Genomic DNA, 16,514 nt, shown 5'->3' on the forward strand with positions numbered 1-16,514 from the left:
TGATCAGGAGCAGCGGCCATTTGTCGTCCTCGCAATAAATGATTCACAATTCAGGCAAAACGAGAAAAGAGAAGATTGGTCAGGCCAATTGGGTCTAACAATAGCAATTAGGGGCCGAGCCAACCCATCATAACGAGTTTTTTGCTGCCTGCACAAAATTGGCTTGACCAGAAACCGCGTGCCTTCTACTTCTTCTGTCAATAGTTGACGAAACTTTGCGCGAGGAGGAAGCGCGATGGGAGGATTACCGTCAGCATCAGCGCGCGCGGATGCTGCGCCTGTATTGCTGAATCTGGATTCCGTTTCCAAGGAATTTCCGGGCGTCAAAGCCCTGTCGAACGTCAGCTTTGAATTGCGGGCGGGCGAGGTTCATGCCGTCTGCGGCGAAAATGGTGCGGGCAAATCAACCCTGATGAAGATCGTCAGCGGCGTCTATCAGCCCGATGGCGGGACGATCCATTATCGCGGCCAGCCGGTTCGCTTCGGCTCCACGCTTGAATCGGAAGCGGCAGGCATCGCCATCATCCATCAGGAACTGAACCTCATTCCGCATCTGAGCGTTGCGGAGAATATCTATCTTGCCCGCGAGCCGAAACGCGGTTTCTTTGTCGACCGCCGCAAGCTGAAGGAAGACGCGCAGCACTGCCTTGACCGGCTTGGCGTGAAGATCGATCCGTCCACGCAGGTGCTGAACCTTTCCGTTGCCCAATGCCAGATGGTCGAGATCGCCAAGGCGCTTTCGCTCAATGCCTCCGTCCTCATCATGGACGAACCCACCTCCTCGCTGACCGAGCAGGAAGCGCAGCTTCTGTTCAGGGTCATCCGCGAGCTGAAGGCGCAGGGCACCGGCATCGTCTATATTTCGCATCGCCTCGATGAAATGGCGGAGATTGTCGACCGCGTCACCATCCTGCGCGACGGGCGCTATGTCTGGACCAGGGATTTCCACGATGTCACCGTCGATGAGATCGTGGCCGGGATGGTCGGGCGCTCGCTGGACGAGAAATTTCCCGAACCGACGCGAAAGCCGACAGAGGAAGTGATGTTCTCCGTCGCCGGGCTGACGCGGGGCGGCGTCTTCGAGAATATCGGCTTTGAACTCACGCGCGGCGAAATCCTTGGCTTTGCCGGGCTGATGGGCGCGGGACGAACCGAAGTTGCGCGCGCGATCTTCGGTGCCGATCCGCATGACGCCGGAACCATCGTGCTCGAAGGCGAGACGCTTTCCATCACCAGCCCGCGCGACGCCATCGAGGCAGGCATCGCCTACCTGTCGGAAGACCGCAAGGCGCAGGGACTGGCCGTCAAGATGCCGGTCGATGCCAATCTGACCCTCGCCAATATGGAAGCCGTCAGCAGCGCCTATGGCGTTATCGATTTCGAACGCCACCGGCAGGCAAGCCAGCGCTATGTCGATCTTCTCAACATCAAGACGCCGGGGCTGGCCCAGCCCGTTCGCCTGCTGTCGGGCGGCAACCAGCAGAAGATCATCATCGGCAAGTGGCTGTTCCGCGAGCCGCGCATCATGTTCTTCGACGAACCGACGCGCGGCATCGACGTGGGCGCGAAATTCGCCATCTACCAGATCATGGACGAGCTGGCCGCAAGAGGCATCGGCATCGTGCTGATCAGCTCGGAACTGCCGGAAATTCTGGGGCTTTCGGACCGCGTGGCGGTCTTTCACGAGGGGCGCATCACCGCGGTCCTCGATACGGCTGCGACAACGCAGGAAGAAATCATGACCTATGCCTCCGGTCGGGGCCGGCAGGACAAATGAGGACGCAGTAATGGCCGAAATCACCACGGACAAGCCCCAGCAGACGTCGAAATCCAAAGGGCTCAGCGACCGCCAGAAGGATATCATCCAGAAGTTTGCGGCCGTCGGCAGCCTGATCATTCTGGCGGCGATCTTTTCCGTCACCAGCAGCGCTTTCATGACCGTCAACAATGCGATGACCATCGCCTTGCAGGTGACGTCCATCGCGCTGCTCGGCATCGGCGCGACCTATGTCATCATCACCGGCGGCATCGATCTTTCGGTCGGTTCCGTGCTGGCGCTTGCCGGTGTGGTGGCGGCGCTTGCGGTCAAGGAACTTTCACTGCCGATCCCGCTCGCCATGCTGCTCGGCATCCTGACTGGATCGCTCTGCGGTCTCATCAACGGCTTTGTCATCACCCGGCTCAAGCTGCCGCCCTTCATCGCCACGCTTGGCATGATGCTGATCGCGCGCGGCGTCGCGCTCCAGATCACCGGCGCGCGCGCCGTCTCCGGCCTTGGCGAATCCTTCGGCGTGCTCGGCAACGGATCGCTGTTCCGCATCGAGAGCATCGACGAACAGGGCTTTCCGGTCGTCACCTTCCCCGGCATCCCCTACCCGGTGGTGCTGATGATCGTGATCGCGATCGCGGCCGCACTCGTATTGAACCGCACGGTGCTTGGCCGCCACATCTATGCCATCGGGTCGAACGCCGAGGCAGCGCGGCTTTCCGGCGTCAATGTCGCCCGCGTGACGGCCTTCACCTATATCGTTTCGGGAACGCTTGCCGGGCTTACGGGCTGCGTTCTCATGTCCCGCCTCGTGACAGCGCAGCCCAATGAGGGCGTCGCCTACGAACTCGACGCCATTGCGAGCGCGGTCATCGGCGGCACGTCGCTCATCGGCGGCGTCGGCACCATCTCGGGCACGTTCATCGGCTCGTTCGTCATCGGAATCCTGCGGAACGGCCTCAACATGAACGGCATTTCCGCTTTCACGCAGCAGATCATCATCGGCCTCGTCATTCTGGTCACCGTATGGATCGACCAGATGCGCAACCGTCGATGAGAGGGGAGACGGAATGCGAGGCATTCCGGCAAGGGTAGAGCCAAGAGCTCGATAACAGGAGGAAAACATGCGTAAACTGGTGCCTGCATTGATGGCTTCGGCCTTCGTCCTTGCCGGGGCGGCAAGCGCTTCGGCTGGCGAAATCGCCGTTATCGTGAAGACCGTGAATTCGACTTTCTGGCAGAACGTCCAGAAGGGCGCCGAAGCCGCGATCAAGGATTCCAAGGACCACACCATGACCTTCCAGGGTCCGGCGGCTGAATCGGCCATCGCCGATCAGGTGAACATGGTGGAAAATGCCGTGAACCGCAAAGTGGACGCAATCCTGCTTGCCCCTTCCGACCCGGACGCGCTGACGCCCGCCGTGAAGAAGGCATGGGAAGCCCGCATTCCGGTCGTTATCATCGACTCGCAGCTCGCCGATGGCGGCGACAAATATTACCAGTCCTTCCTCGCCACCGATAACCGCAAGGCCGGTGAAGCCGCGGCCAAGGCCCTGATCGACAAGGCAGGCACCACCGGCAAGATCGCCGTCATGTCCTATGTCGCGGGTGCAGGGTCCGAAATCGGCCGCGTCGGCGGCTTCGTGGACTACATCAAGGCCAATTCCAAGCTGGAAATCGTCGGCCCCTATTACTCGCAGTCGCAAATGGCGACCGCGCTCAACCAGACCACCGACGTTCTGGCGGCCAATGGCGATCTCGTCGGCATCTTCGGCGCCAATGAACCGACCGCCATCGGCATGGGCCGCGCCATCAAGCAGGCAGGCAAGTCCGGCAAGCTGACCGCCATCGGCTTCGACGGCAATCAGGACCTGCAGGAATTCGTCAAGGACGGCACGTTGAACGCCATCGTCGTTCAGGGTTCCTACCAGATGGGCGAAAAGGGCATCGAAACCCTGCTGAAGGTGCTGAACAAGGAAAAGGTCGAGAAGTTCGTCGACACGGGTGCTGTTGTCGTCACCAAGGACAATATCGACAAGCCGGAAGCCAAGAACGTGCTTTATTAAACCACGGCAGTCCCAAATGTTCGAAAGGGAGGCGCAACGCCTCCCTTTTTGTTGGAGCGCATCCCGAAAATTGTGAAATGATGCGCGTTCCAATCGGATCGAAACTGCTCTAACGGCCCTTCCTTTCGCGCCAGGTCTGGAACTTGCGCTCGTTCTCTTCCTTCGTGCACGGATAAAGGCCGACAATGGCTGCGCCGTTCAGCACCTCTTCCAGCACGAAATCCTCATAGGTTTCCATGGCCGTGCATTCGGCGGCGATCTCATCGGCCAGATGCGCGGGAACGACCATGACGCCATCGGCGTCGCCGACCAGCACATCGCCCGGAAACACCGCCGCATCGCCGCAGGCGATCGGCACGTTGATGTCCACCGCCTCATGCAGCGTCAGGTTGGTCGGGGCGGAGGGCTTTGCGCAATAGGCAGGCATGTCCAGCTCGCCGATGCCGCTCACATCGCGAAAGCCGCCATCCGAGACGATGCCCGCCGCGCCGCGCAGCGCGAGCCTCGTCACGAGGATAGACCCGGCAGTCGCCGCGCGCGCATCCTTGCGCGCATCCATCACCAGCACGCAACCGGGCGGGCAGGTTTCTATCGCAACGCGCTGCTTGTGGTCCGGATTGCGGAAAACCGTGATGGGATTGCGATCCTCGCGCGCCGGGATATAGCGCAACGTGAAGGCCTGCCCGACCATGTTCTCGCGCTTGCGCGCTACCGGCAGCACGCCCTGGATGAACTGGTTGCGCAGGCCACGCTTGTAAAGCGCGGTCGCGACGGAAGCCGTCGAAACCGCCTTCAGCTTCGCCCGCGTTTCGTCGGAAAGCACATAATCTGACATCGAAGCTGCCTCTCAATAGATGACCGGTTCGTCGACGGGACGGCCGAAATCGGTTTTCAGGAAGTCGAAATCGCAGCCCTTGTCGGCCTGTTCGACATGCTTGGAGAACACGAACCCGTAGCCGCGCTCATATTTGGGCGGTGGCGCCTGCCAGGCCGCGCGCCGCGCCGCCAGTTCCGCCTCCGAAACCAGCATGTTGAGGCTGCGTGCCGGAATATCGAGTTCCACCATGTCGCCGGTCTTCAACAGGGCGAGCGGCCCGCCGATGAAGGATTCCGGGGCGACGTGCAGGACGCAGGCGCCGAAACTGGTTCCCGACATGCGCGCATCCGAAATGCGCACCATATCGCGCAGCCCAAGCTTCAAAAGCGCCTTCGGCATCGGGATCATCCCCCATTCCGGCATGCCGGGCCCGCCCTGCGGACCGGCATTGCGCAGCACCAGCACCGTGTCCGGCGTCATCGGATAGTCGGGATCGTCGATGATCTTCTTCAGGTCGGGGTAGCTGTCTGCCACAAGCGCCGGCCCCTTGTGGCGGTGGAAGCGCGGATCGCATGCCGCAGGCTTTATCACCGCGCCATCGGGACAGAGATTGCCTTTCAGCACCGCAAGCGACCCCTCGTGATAGACCGGATTGGAAAGCGGGCGGATCACGTCCTCATTCCAGATTTTGACGTCCTCCAGACCATCGGTGAGCGGCTTGCCGGTCACTGTTATCGCGGACGGATCGAGCTTGCCGCCAAGCTGCTTCATCAATGCCCGCAGCCCGCCCGCATAAAAGAAATCCTCCATCAGATAGGTGGTGCCGGACGGCCTGATATTGGCGATCACCGGTGTCGTGCGGCCGATGCGGTCGAGATCGTCCAGCTCCAGCGGCACGCCCACCCGGCGCGCCATCGCGATCAGATGGATGATGGCGTTTGTCGAGCATCCGGTGGCCATCGCAACCGTGACCGCATTGGTGATCGCGGCAGGCGTCATGATCTTTTCCGGCGTCAGGTCTTCCCAGACCATTTCCACGATACGGCGACCGCATTGGGTGGACATGCGCTGATGGTTGGCGTCGGCGGCCGGGATGGACGACGCGCCGGGAAGCGTGAGCCCCATGGCTTCGGCAATCGCGGTCATCGTCGATGCGGTTCCCATGGTCATGCAATGGCCGTAGGACCGGGCGATCCCGCCCTCGATCCCCTGCCATTCCTCCTTCGAGATGGTGCCTGCGCGGCGCTCGTCCCAATATTTGAAGCCGTCCGTGCCGGAGCCCAGATATTTACCGGCATAATTGCCGCGCAGCATCGGCCCGGCAGGAAGGAAGATGAACGGCAGGCCCATGCTGACCGCGCCCATGACGAGGCCCGGCGTGGTCTTGTCGCAGCCGCCCATCAGCACCGCGCCGTCGATCGGGTGCGAGCGCAGCAGTTCCTCGGTCTCCATCGCCAGCATGTTGCGGTAGAGCATGGTGGTCGGCTTCACGAAATTTTCCGACAGCGACAGTGCAGGCAATTCCATCGGGAAGCCGCCCGCCTGCAGGATGCCGCGCTTGACCCACTCCACCCGGTCCTTGAAATGCATGTGGCACGGCTGCGCATCGGACCATGTATTTATGACGGCGATGATCGGACGGCCTTCCCAGTCGACCGGATCATATCCCATCTGCATGGTGCGCGAGCGATGCCCGAATGAACGTTGGTCGTCCGGCAGCATCCAGCGCGCCGAACGCAGATCACCATAGGTCTTTCTGGTCATTTCCTACCTTCCCGATCAGAGCGCATCCCGAAAGGCATAAGCGGCTTCCGGGAGAAATAATTGGTTTGGGAGCAGCCGGGCGGTCACGTCACACGCCCCTCATCCGGTGCACCGCGGCACCGGCAACCGAAGCCGCGGCCAGAAACACGCCGCCCGACAGGGGCGCTGCGTCCAGTCCCGCGCCCGGCACCTGCCGGTGCGAAGTGATGGCCAGAAGTGTGAGGCCCGGTCCGCAAAAACAGGGCATTGTCGGGGCTGGAACCGGGACCGGAACCTTTTCCAGCAGATTGCCGTCACGGTCGAAGCGGTTCAGGACACCCGCCGATACGCCCGCGCTCCAATAAGCGCCCCCGGCATCGCAGGCCCCGCCATCCGGCCTGCCGCCCTGCTCATCAAGATCGCGGATGCGCTTGCGCCCGCTGACGCCACCCGTCTCCGGGTCGAAGTCGTAGCGGTCGATCCACGGCCCGCGTGAATCCGTATGAAACATGGTTCTGCCATCCGCCGTCCAGGCGAGGCCGTTTGAAATCCTGAAGCCGTCGGCCTTCACGGATGCATCGCCATCCCCCGTCACCCGATAAAGCCGCGATATAGGCTCGCGCTCGGGACGGCCATCCATGCTGCCGACCCAGAACGCGCCGTCGGGACCGACCTTGCCGTCATTGAGGCGGGACGTTGCAGGCTCGTCAAAGGCGGACCATAACGCTTCCTGACTGCCGGTTTCAGGATCAAACAGCACGACCTCGCGCGAAAGCGCCACGACAAGCCGTCCGCTTTCGGTCAATCCGAGGCTTGCCACCTTGCTGTCGAAAGACCATTCGCGAAGCGGCCCCCGGTCAAGGTCGATTTCATATATGCGTCGCCCCTCGATATCGCAGGCAAAGAGTGTCTGCCTGCGATCGTCCCAGACCGGGCTTTCCATCAACTCTCCGCGCAGATCGGCTATGCAGCGAAACGGCTCCATCATTCAGCCTCCGTCTTTCTCCTGACAACGTCAGGGTGATCGAGCACGAAACCGGAGAGTTCCAGTCCAAGGCCCGCGCCTTCGAATGGATAGATCACGCCTTTTTCGATGCGCGGCATCACCGTCACCAGATCGCGATACCAGGACGTGTAATAGGCGCGGACCGACTCCTGATAGATCGCGTTCGGCGCATTGAGCGACAGGTGAATGGAAGCGGCGAACACCACCGGGCCGGTGCAGTCATGCGGCGCGATGGGTCGCTGGAAGGCCTCGGCCATGGTGGCGATCTTCTTGGCTTCGGAAAGCCCGCCGCACCATGAAATGTCGAGCATCACATAGTCGGAAGCATCGGCACGCAGCACATCGAGAAACTGCGCGCGCGTCGCCATCGTCTCGCTGGCGCAGACCGGAATGCCGGACTGGCGCGCATAAACGGCAAGCGCCTGCGGGTTCATCATCTTGATCGGATCTTCCGACCAGAATGGCCGGAAGGCTTTCAGCTCGCGCGCGATGGCGAGCGCCGATGTGAGGTCCCACATGGAGTGGAACTCGACCATGATTTCCATCCGGTCGCCAACCGCATCGCGTATCTGGCGGAACGGTTGCAGCGCCTTGTCGAGATCGCCGGCATGGATGAAGTTCCCGCCGGAAGCGACTGCAAAAGGATCGAAGGGCCAGATTTTCATGGCCGTTATGCCTTCCGACAGAAGGCTTTCGGCAAGCGCGCCCGCATCCCTGTGAAAGGCGAGCTGGTCCTCATATGGCCCCTCCTTCGCCTCGTCGGCATCGCCGATATAGCGGCGCGCCCCGCTCTTGTTATAGGTGTAACCGGCGCAGGTATTGTAGGTGCGGATCGATTGGCGCGACAGGCCGCCCAGCAACTGGTGGATCGGCTGGCCGGTCAGCTTGCCGAAAATATCCCAAAGCGCGATGTCGATCGCCGATGCGGCGCGGATTTCCACGCCCGAGGAACGGAAGCCGACATAGGGTTCCAGCAGCAGTTTTGAAATGCGGTCGATCTCCAGCGGGTTCTGGCCAAGGAGCAGCGGCGCAACATCGCTGTGGATATAGGCTGCAACCGCATTTGCCCCACGAAATGTTTCGCCAAGCCCGACGATACCTTCGTCGGTGTGAACCTGCACCCACAAGATGTTGTTGAGGTGCGGAAGCTGCACCGTTTCAATTGCGGTGATCTTCATCCTGTAGCCTCAATGCGCGGACGGTTGACGGTTGCGTGCCACGATCTGCGTCGGATTGACGAAACGCAGCGCCAGAAGCAGCCAGACCAGCGAGGTGACCATATAGATGACCGCCATGGCATCGATGGACTGCACCGAGCGGACCCCGGCGGCGAACACGGAATAATAGAGCGCGACCACCAAAGTTTGCGATGTCGGCCCGGCGGTGAGGAAGGTCAGTTCGAACATCGCCACCGTGCGCACCAGAACCAGAAGCATGGCCGCGAGAACGCCCGGCGTCAGCATGGGCAGAAGCACATGGATGAAGAGCTTGAACGTGCCTGCGCCGAACACGCGCGCCGCCGCTTCCACCTTCGGGTCGATCTGCTCGATGAAGGGGATCATCACCAGAATGACGAAGGGGACCGTCGGCACGAGATTGGCGAGCACCACGCCCCAGAAAGTGCCGCCCACGCCGAACTTGTAGAGCACGGTCGCCAGCGGAATGCCGAAGGTTATCGGCGGCACCAGAAGCGGCAGCAGGAAGACCAGGAGCACCAGCTTCTTGCCGGGAAAATCGCGGCGCGCCATGGCATAGGCTGCCGTCACGCCCAGAATGCCCGACAGGATCACCACGGCAAAGACGACCTGAAACGTGACCAGCAGCACCTGATCGAGCTGGAATTCGGCCCAGGCCGCCGCATACCAGCGCGTGGTGAACGCTTCCGGCAGCCAGGTGCCGAGCCAGCGCGTGCCGAAGCTCGAAACCACCACAGCCGTGATGACCGCAAGGACATTGAGCACGAAGAAGCCGGTCACGAGCCAGACGAGGGTGATCCAGAGTTTGGAAAGGACGGAAGTATCGCGGATCATGGCCTATCCCTTTCCGCCGGCGGTGGAACCGCGATAGAAGAGCGAACGCACGCCGAGAAGCGCGCCGACGACAAGCAACTGCACGCCCGCCATGATCATCGCGATGGATGAAGCCATGGAGTCGTCATATTGCTCGAACGCCGCCTGTGCCGCGGCAATCGAGATCACGCGCGTCGGCCCCGACGGCGCACCCAGAAGGACGGCGGAGGGAAACACGGCGAAGGCCTGCACGAAGGTGAGACAGGCCGCGACGACCAGCCCCGGCACCAGCAGTGGCAGCATGACATGGCGGAAGCGCTGCCAGCTGTTTGCGCCATGGGTGGCGGCGGCGCGTTCCAGCGCGGGATCGATGCCCGTGATATAGGAAAGCGTCAGCAGGAAGGTGAACGGAAACACCGTGATGACCAGCGATGCGAAGACGCCCCAGTAATTGTTGGTGAGCTTCAACGGGCTGTCGATAAGGCCGATGGTGATCAGCGTGCGGCTGAACCAGCCTTGAGGTCCCAGATAGTTCAGCAACCCCTCCGCGATCAGGACGGTGCCGAGCGTTACCGGCAGGACCAGGATCGTGGTCAGCAGCCGCTGGCGGCGCATCAGCCGCACGCGCATGGCAATGGGAACCGCGAAAAGGACGCTGATGAGGGTAACGGGAACCGCCAGCCACAGCGTCGCGCCGATGGTCTTGTAGAGGTAGGGATCGGAGAAGAACTTGCTGTAATTGGCAAGCGCGCCCCCTCCGTCGAGCGGGTTGAAGGACAGGACCAGCCCGTAAAGAAACGGATAGATGAACACGCCCACCACAAAAAGCAGCGCGGGCAGGATCAGAAGGGTGACGCCATCGAAGCCGCGATTGGCGAGGCGTTGCCGCAGGCCGGGCCGCAAGGCGGGATTGAGCGGTGCGTCTGCATAGGTCTCGACTGCCATCGCTCAGCCCTCCGCCGGAAAGACCAGCGCATGGCCGGCATCGATGCCGAGCACGATGCGGCTGCCGGGTTCAACGCCGTGCGGCCCGTGAAAGATCAGTTCCATCCCGGTTTCGGTGCGGGCAGTGCCGACATATTCGCGCCCCCGATATTCGATGGTCTCGACGATGGCCTGCAAGTCGTTGCGATGGCCCGAACCGGACACGACATCATCGCCGCGCGCCATGAGCACGGCATCATCGCCCGGCCGAAGCTCGTCCATGGCGCGCCCGACGAGTTCGCTTCCAGCTACGGCAATGACCGCCTGCCCGTTTTCGATGCGCAGGACCTTGCCCGGCAAGGCGTTGCGGAAGCCCATGAAGGCGGCAACGTCGCGATAGCGCGGCTCTTCGTAAAGTTCGTGCGGCTTGCCCACCTGACGGATTTCGCCATCGCGCAGCACCACGATGCGGTCGGCAAGCGACAGGGCCTCATCCTGGTCATGGGTCACATAGATCGTCGTGGAGCCGAGTTGGTTATGGATGCGACGGATTTCGGCGCGCATCTCAAGGCGCAGCTTGGCATCGAGATTGGAAAGCGGCTCGTCCATCAGAACCAGCGGCGGCTCGATGACGATGGCGCGGGCAATCGCCACGCGCTGCTGCTGGCCGCCGGAAAGCTGTCCGGGCAGTTTTTCTTCCTGCCCTTGCAGGCGCACCAGAGCCAATGCGGCCCGCGCCCGCTTTTCGATCTCGCTTTTCGCCAGACCGCGCATCTTGAGGCCGAAGCCGACATTCTGCAAAACGTTCATATGCGGAAACAGCGCATAATTCTGGAACACCATGCCGAAGCCGCGATCCTCGGGCTTCAGCTGATCCACGCGCCGCTCGTCGATATAGATGCCGCCACCCGTCGTGCCGAGAAGTCCGGCGATGCAGTTGAGAGCCGTCGATTTTCCGCAGCCCGAAGGCCCCAGAAGCGCGATGAACTCGCCCTTGCGGATGGTGAGGTTGATATCCCTCAGGGCAGCGAAAGTCCCGAATGAACGGCTCATCCGGTCGAGCCGGAGTTCTTGAAATGACATTGACGCAAGCACCATGGTTTGGAATTGGCGAGTATCGGCGCCCCGTGACGGGCCGTTTGAGCCCGTCACGCAGCCGTCGGTTCATCAGCCCCCGGCGACCTCTTCGTCCCAGCGGCGGAACGCGGCAACCAGCGCCTCCGGCTCAAGCGGCAGCTCGATCGGATTGTTGGCGATCCAGTCGGCATATTCCGGACGGCCGAACTCCGCGATGATGTTCTGGCTTTCCTTCGGCGCCATTTCGATGGTGACATCCTTCACCGCCGGGCCCGGATAGAAATATCCGGCGTCATAGGAATAGGCTTGCTGGTCAGGCTTGAGCGCGAACTTGATGAACTCCATCAACACCGCCACCTTTTCCTCCGGCACGCCCTTGGGGATCGCGAAATAATGCGCGTCGCAAACCCAGTGGAAGCCGTCGAGCTTGCTGACGCCCATCTCCTTCGGCACCACGCCCAGAGCACGCGGATTGATGTCCCAGCCGGTTGTCGTCACCGTCATGTCGCGCGTGCCTTCGCCCAGTTCCTTCATGAGCGCGCCCGTGCCTGCCGGATAATATTCGATGTTCTTGTGCAGTTCCTTCAGATAGGCCCAGGTCTTGTCCCAGCCCTTGACCGGGTCTTTCGGGTCGCTGTCCTTCAGAAGATAGGGAAGCCCCATCAGGAAGGTGCGCCCCGGACCGGAATTGGCCGGGCGGGCATAGATGAACTTGTTCGGATTTTCCTTTGCCCAGGCGAGCAGTTCCTCCGCGGTCTTCGGCGGCGTCTTCACCTTGTCCGGATGATATTCAAGCAGGGGGCCGGATGGATAATAGGAAACGACGACGCCCTTGCCCTTCGACATTTCCTGCATGCGCCAGGCGGGTTCCAGATAGATATCCTGCAACTTCGGCAGGCCGTTGTCCGGCAGCGCAATGATGTCGGTCCATATGTCGTCGGCAAGCCCGGCAGAAAGCGCGTCCGGTCCGACGATCACCATGTCGATGTCGATGCGGTTGGCGCGCTGCTGCGCCTTGATCTTTCCCGGCAGTTCCGGCGCCGGTGCCTTGTTGAAGGTGAAGCGCGAGACGAGCGCCTTCTGCCCGGCTGCGAAATTATCGAAGATCGGCTGTGTCAGCGCCAGATTGCCAGCGGCATCGATGACGTTGAGCGCCACCGGCGAGGACGGCAGTTTCACCGACTGCGCCCACGCGCCCTTCGGCAGCATGAGCCCCATGCCGGTCGCAATCCCGGCCCCCGCCATGAATGTGCGGCGTGAAATTCCCTTGTTCATGTTCTCCTCCACTTTCTGGTTATCCGGTGCGCCCCTCTTCTCCCTGTCAGGACGCCCGGGTTCATTTGTCAGACAATGCCATCGGTCTCCCAGCCGGAGACGATCTTGCGAAGCGTCTCGCGATCATTCGCTTCAAGCTGCGGCAATCCGGGAAGCCGTACCTTGCCCACATCGAGCCCCTGAATCTGCAAGGCTTCCTTCACAACGGTCACATTGGCGCCGTTGCGGTATCTGGTGCGCATGGTCTCGAAATCGGCAATGCTTTCGACCACTGCCCGCGCCCTTGCGAAATCTCCCGCCTCCAGCGCGTTCCACACCGCGAGCGAGCGCTTCGGCGCGACATTGACGAGGCCGGAGGTGAAACCGCGCCCGCCAAGGGCATAGAACGGCAAGGCCCAGCTTTCCGCCAGACCGCAGATCCAGGTCGCTTCCATGCCCTTGGTCGCCCGGCAGCACTCGAAGAAAAGCATCGTGTTCTGCGATGCGAACTTGACGCCTGCGACCTTCGGATGGGTGGCAAGGCGCACCATTTCATCGAGCGGGATCAAGTCCGAGCGGATATAGGCGACGATGGGCAGATCGATAGCTTCGGCAATGGCGATGAAGTAATCCACCTGCGCGTGGGGCGCGGCGAAGGGATCGAGCGGATGGTGGATCATCACGCCATCGGCTCCCGCCTTGCCTGCCGCGCTCGCGACCCGGATCGCCTCACGCACCGAACGCCCGGCGGCAGCCGTTACAGCAGCCTTTCCGTCAACCGCGGCAATGGCAATCGCCTGAAGCCGGATAACTTCATCCTCGGTAAGACTGTAGAATTCGCCGGTATTCCCCCCGGTGACGATGTTATGAACACCTGCCTGCGCGATGCGCCCGACGATTTCACCCGTCAGTCCGGCATCGATCTCGCCCCTTGCGTCATAGGCAGTCGCATGCACGCCCGAAATGCCGCGAAGCACCCGGCGGTAGCCCGCTAAATCCATCATTTCCTCCCAATGTACCGGTCAGAAGACCAGTTCGATATGCGTATCCCCCGCTTTCACTATGTGCTCACGCATCAGCCGCTCGGCCAGATCGCCGTTGCGCGCCGTGATTGCCTGCATGATAGCCTCATGCTCCTTGAACGACTGGCGGCGCACATCCTCGCGCGACAGAACTGTCACCCTTGCGGCGTGGTCGTACATGCGCTGGGCATTCTGCAACCGGCGCAGATATTCGCAGCCCGATGCCTCATGGATGCCGTCGTGGAACTTTTCGTTCAACTCGATCAGCAGGTCGACATTGCCCGCTTCCACCGCCGCGCGCATTTCCTCGATCACCGCGCGAAGAAAGCCGAACGCCTCCTCGCCGCCATGCTTGGCCGCCTGCCGCGCAATGATGCTTTCCAGCGCGGCGCGGGCGAGCGTCATTTCCTCGGCCTGCCGCGCATTGAACGATACGAACGTCCCGCGCCGCGCCTCGGTCCTGACCAGCCCTTCCCCTTCGAGCTGGCGCAGCGCCTCTTTCAACGGGCTCGTGCTGATGCCCAGATCGGAAGCCAGCTGCCTCTCGTTCAGCTTCTCGCCAGACTTGATGCGTCCGGAAATGATCGCCTCCCGCAGATTGTCATGCACATGATCTCTGAGGCTCTTCACCTTGATCGGAGAAAGGGGGGAAACGTTATCACCCAAGGCAGCACCTGTTTGTCACGAACTTTCGGCCCTGATCCTGAAACAGCGAATCTGATATGTCAATATCTGATACATCAGATATCAAATGAAACTGACCCACAGGCTGACGGACGGCAAAAAGACGGCGAAACGCCGTCTTTCCCGGATAGGTTCATAAAGAATATGGGAATGGGCCGTGCCTGAAACCGGCAGCAAAATAGGAGCGGTTGTGCGGGTGGGCCTGTTGCGCCGCCCAGAGCATTTTCAGCAAAAGTGTGAAACGTCCACGCGGGGAAATCAGTTCACTGGACTGATTTCTATCCCGCTTCGATGCGTTGGATAATGCGATAAATAGTTAGAGCGGTTCCGGCGTTTCTGCCAGAAAAGGAACCGGTCTAGGACTGGTCCAGTCCGGCCTGCGCGACATGCAGGCGCCTGTAGCGCCCATCCTTCATGGCCAGAAGCGCGGCATGACTGCCCTGCTCGGCGATGCGCCCGCCCTCCACCACCAGAATGCGGTCGGCATTGACGATGGTTGCGAGGCGATGCGCGATCACCAGCGTGGTGCGGCCTTGCGAAAGCTCGGCCAGCGACTGCTGGATGGCGCGTTCGGTTTCCGTGTCGAGCGCCGACGTGGCTTCATCGAGGATAAGGATAGGCGGGTTTTTGAGGAATATGCGCGCAATGGCCAGGCGCTGCTTCTGCCCGCCGGAAAGCTTCACGCCACGCTCGCCGATAATCGTGTCATAGCCGTCCGGCAGGCTGGCAATCACGCCATCGAGCCGCGCGCGGCGCGCAGCGTCCGCGATTTCCGCGTCGGTCGCATCAAGACGGCCATAGGCTATGTTTTCCCGGATCGTTCCCGCGAACAGGAAAACATCCTGGCTGACGATGCCGATGTTGGAGCGCAGGGATTTCAGCGTCATATCGCGAATGTCGATGCCGTCGGCAAGGATCGCACCCTTTGTCACGTCATAAAAGCGCGGCAGCAGCGAGCAGATCGTGGTCTTGCCCGCACCCGATGGACCGACGAAGGCAATGGTTTCGCCTGCGCGGATGGAAATATCGAGGCCGTCGACAATGGGCCGCGCGGCGTTGTAGCCGAAGCTCACATCGCAATATTCGATATCACCGGTCAGGCGCGCAACCGTCTGCGCACCGGGGCGGTCCGCAATATCCGGGCGCGTGTCGAGAAACTCCGTATAGCGCTGGAAACCGGCAATGCCCTTGGGATAGGTCTCGATGACCGAATTGATCTTTTCGATCGGACGGAAGAACACGTTGACCAGCAGCAGGAAGCCGACAAACCCGCCAGCCGTCAGTTCGCCGCGCACCACGAACCACGCGCCCGCCAGCATCACCACGACCTGCACGAAACGCATCGACAGATAGGAGAGCGACATGGACGCCGCCATGATCTTGTAGGCAGCAAGCTTGGTGGTCAGGTATTTGTCGTTGCTTTCGGCGAAAAGCTGCCGCTCGTGGTCCTCGTTCGTAAATGTCTGAACGACGCGGATGCCGCCGACATTCTCCTCGATGCGGGCGTTGAAATCGCCGACGCGCCGGTAAAGTGCGTGCCATGTGTTGGTCATGCGCCCGCCGTAACGGGTGGTGACATAGGCCGACAGCGGAACGATGACGGCGGTAATCAGCGCCAGCGGCGGATGCACCCACAGCATAAGGATGAAGGCGCCGATAAGCGTCATGATCGCGATGAAGACATCCTCGGGGCCGTGATGCGCCACCTCGCCGATTTCTTCCAGATCCTTGGTCAGCCGCGCCACCAGATGGCCGGTCTTCTGGTTGTCGAAGAAGCCGAAGGAAAGCTTCTGCAAGTGATCGAAAGCCTTGCGCCGCATCTCTGTCTCGATCTTGATGCCGAGCATATGCCCCCAATAGGTAACGATGACCTGCAGGAAGGCATTGAGAACATAGATGGCAAGCAAGCCAACCGCAGCGATGGCGATCACGCCGAGCTGCCCGGTGGGCAGCAGCCTGTCGATGAAAAGCGTGACGGCGACCGGAAAGGCAAGCTCAAGCAGGCCGGATGCCACCGCACTGGAAAAATCCAGCGCGAACAGCCCACGATGCGGACGGTAATATCCGGCAAAGCGTTTCAGCAATCCAGCCATGATGCGGCTCCCTCGAAATCAATCACAGGGTGCCTAACTCATTCATCTCCC

At 61.3% G+C, this 16,514-nt stretch carries 14 protein-coding genes; 3 read left to right on the plus strand and 11 right to left on the minus strand.

Features of this window, described 5'->3' with window-relative positions; all coding sequences use genetic code 11:
- Positions 1-235 precede the first annotated feature (235 nt).
- The 3 genes from ABWW28_RS00485 to ABWW28_RS00495 all read left to right on the plus strand — a co-directional run bounded on the left by ABWW28_RS00485 (position 236) and on the right by ABWW28_RS00495 (position 3,834).
- The gene (locus ABWW28_RS00485; RefSeq protein ID WP_176587940.1) at positions 236-1,777 is read left to right on the plus strand and encodes a sugar ABC transporter ATP-binding protein; all 1,542 of its coding nucleotides are present in this window, start codon (positions 236-238) and stop codon (positions 1,775-1,777) included.
- A 10-nt stretch (positions 1,778-1,787) separates the two neighbouring features.
- Positions 1,788-2,825 (plus strand): ABC transporter permease, encoded by a 1,038-nt coding sequence (locus ABWW28_RS00490; RefSeq protein ID WP_176587941.1) that lies wholly within the window; start codon positions 1,788-1,790, stop codon positions 2,823-2,825.
- Between the two features lie 67 nt (positions 2,826-2,892).
- Positions 2,893-3,834, plus strand: coding sequence for an ABC transporter substrate-binding protein (locus tag ABWW28_RS00495; RefSeq protein WP_353389772.1), 942 nt, complete (start codon positions 2,893-2,895; stop codon positions 3,832-3,834).
- 109 nt (positions 3,835-3,943) lie between these two features.
- On the opposite strand, the gene ABWW28_RS00500 is transcribed toward ABWW28_RS00495, so the two are convergent.
- From ABWW28_RS00500 to ABWW28_RS00550, 11 genes are all read right to left on the minus strand, one after another.
- Positions 3,944-4,669 carry a ribonuclease activity regulator RraA gene (locus ABWW28_RS00500; protein WP_176587942.1) on the minus strand — a complete coding sequence of 242 codons (726 nt, stop codon included), beginning with the start codon at positions 4,667-4,669 and terminating at the stop codon, positions 3,944-3,946.
- Positions 4,670-4,681: 12 nt separating this feature from the next.
- Positions 4,682-6,415, minus strand: a complete 1,734-nt coding sequence (gene araD, locus ABWW28_RS00505) for an L-arabinonate dehydratase (protein WP_353389775.1) — start codon at positions 6,413-6,415, stop codon at positions 4,682-4,684.
- 88 nt (positions 6,416-6,503) lie between these two features.
- Positions 6,504-7,382, minus strand: coding sequence for an SMP-30/gluconolactonase/LRE family protein (locus tag ABWW28_RS00510; protein WP_176587943.1), 879 nt, complete (start codon positions 7,380-7,382; stop codon positions 6,504-6,506).
- Positions 7,379-8,578: a mandelate racemase/muconate lactonizing enzyme family protein gene (locus ABWW28_RS00515; RefSeq protein ID WP_006468603.1), complete on the minus strand. Its 1,200-nt coding sequence runs from the start codon at positions 8,576-8,578 to the stop codon at positions 7,379-7,381. Before ABWW28_RS00515 ends, ABWW28_RS00510 begins: the two co-directional genes overlap by 4 nt.
- A gap of 9 nt (positions 8,579-8,587) precedes the next feature.
- Positions 8,588-9,430 (minus strand): ABC transporter permease, encoded by an 843-nt coding sequence (locus ABWW28_RS00520; RefSeq protein WP_176587944.1) that lies wholly within the window; start codon positions 9,428-9,430, stop codon positions 8,588-8,590.
- Positions 9,431-9,433: 3 nt separating this feature from the next.
- Positions 9,434-10,354, minus strand: coding sequence for an ABC transporter permease (locus ABWW28_RS00525; RefSeq protein ID WP_006468601.1), 921 nt, complete (start codon positions 10,352-10,354; stop codon positions 9,434-9,436).
- Between the two features lie 3 nt (positions 10,355-10,357).
- Entirely contained in the window at positions 10,358-11,431 is a 1,074-nt protein-coding gene (locus ABWW28_RS00530) for an ABC transporter ATP-binding protein (RefSeq protein ID WP_176587945.1), read from the minus strand.
- Positions 11,432-11,500: 69 nt separating this feature from the next.
- Positions 11,501-12,685 carry an extracellular solute-binding protein gene (locus tag ABWW28_RS00535; protein WP_353389780.1) on the minus strand — a complete coding sequence of 395 codons (1,185 nt, stop codon included), beginning with the start codon at positions 12,683-12,685 and terminating at the stop codon, positions 11,501-11,503.
- A gap of 68 nt (positions 12,686-12,753) precedes the next feature.
- Positions 12,754-13,665, minus strand: coding sequence for a dihydrodipicolinate synthase family protein (locus tag ABWW28_RS00540; protein ID WP_176588032.1), 912 nt, complete (start codon positions 13,663-13,665; stop codon positions 12,754-12,756).
- Positions 13,666-13,686: 21 nt separating this feature from the next.
- On the minus strand, positions 13,687-14,295 hold the full coding sequence (locus ABWW28_RS00545; protein WP_006472239.1) for a GntR family transcriptional regulator: 609 nt from the start codon (positions 14,293-14,295) through the stop codon (positions 13,687-13,689).
- A gap of 431 nt (positions 14,296-14,726) precedes the next feature.
- Positions 14,727-16,463, minus strand: a complete 1,737-nt coding sequence (locus ABWW28_RS00550; protein WP_176587947.1) for an ABC transporter ATP-binding protein — start codon at positions 16,461-16,463, stop codon at positions 14,727-14,729.
- Positions 16,464-16,514 lie beyond the last annotated feature (51 nt).

The organism is Brucella sp. NBRC 14130 (assembly GCF_040371715.1).
GTDB lineage: Bacteria > Pseudomonadota > Alphaproteobacteria > Rhizobiales > Rhizobiaceae > Brucella > Brucella intermedia.